Source organism: Elstera litoralis (assembly GCF_000963705.1).
Classification (GTDB): domain Bacteria; phylum Pseudomonadota; class Alphaproteobacteria; order Elsterales; family Elsteraceae; genus Elstera; species Elstera litoralis.
Genome location: NZ_LAJY01000632.1, coordinates 1 through 890, shown reverse-complemented (window position 1 = coordinate 890; position 890 = coordinate 1). Strand labels below are relative to the sequence as shown.

2 protein-coding genes are annotated in these 890 nt (G+C 59.0%); one reads left to right on the top strand and one right to left on the bottom strand.

Annotated elements, in window-relative coordinates; all coding sequences use genetic code 11:
* Positions 1-143, bottom strand: a 143-nt coding sequence (locus VZ95_RS24450) for a hypothetical protein (protein ID WP_156995402.1), incomplete at its 3' end; no start/stop codon positions are given.
* Between the two features lie 273 nt (positions 144-416).
* Here VZ95_RS24450 and VZ95_RS18445 point away from each other — a divergent pair.
* Positions 417-890 (top strand): exodeoxyribonuclease III (locus VZ95_RS18445; protein ID WP_045777163.1); only part of this gene is annotated, 474 nt, incomplete at its 3' end.

Below are 890 nucleotides of genomic sequence, written 5' to 3'. Positions count from 1 at the left end.
GACGCATTCAACCGCCCGGTCGGGCAGGTCTGCATCAGCCGGTCGAAGGTCGGCGTGTTCGCCTGGGCGATGGCGTTATTATCGAGATCGGACCGCAGGCCCCAGCCATCGAGAATGCACAGAACTACAGGGCGCGGGGACATGATCGGCTTCCTTTCGTCGAACGGCAGGCGGGGTAAGGGGCGGACCTGCCCGCTATCTGCTTTTATATAGAAGCAAAACACGCTCACCGCTATGGACGGATGCACTGCAACGCGCCATAAAGAGGTGTTTTTAGCGTCTCGATAGTCCCGCGAGGGGGTAGGCCGCATGTTGGGCATAGGTTCCTTAAAGATCACGGGTTTGGCCAGCATACCTGTGCTATGTCCCGTCTTTCTCTCCGCGCTTGCCCGCTGACCTTTCGTCGGACTGACCCCATGACCACGCTGACCGTTGCGACCTGGAACATCAACTCCGTGCGCCTGCGCCTCGATACCGTCCTGCGGTTTTTGGCCGAGGCCGCGCCAGATGTTCTATGCCTTCAGGAAATCAAAACCGAGGATGCGTTTTTCCCCGGCGCGGCCTTTACCCAGGCGGGTTATCCCTATCAGGCAATCAAGGGCATGAAGGCTTATAATGGCGTCGCCATTCTCTCGCGCCTGCCGCTCACCCGCACGCAAACGCTGGATTGGTGCGAGCGGACCGATAGCCGCCATGTTTCCGCCGAAGTCGGTGGAATCGAGCTGCATAATTTCTACGTTCCGGCGGGCGGTGATATTCCCGACCCTGAGCAGAATGAGAAATTCGCCCATAAGCTGCGCTTTCTCGATGAAGTGACCGACTGGTTCAGCCAGAATCGCAGCGCCGATCACCCGATGATGCTGGTCGGCGACCTCAATATCGCGCCGCTG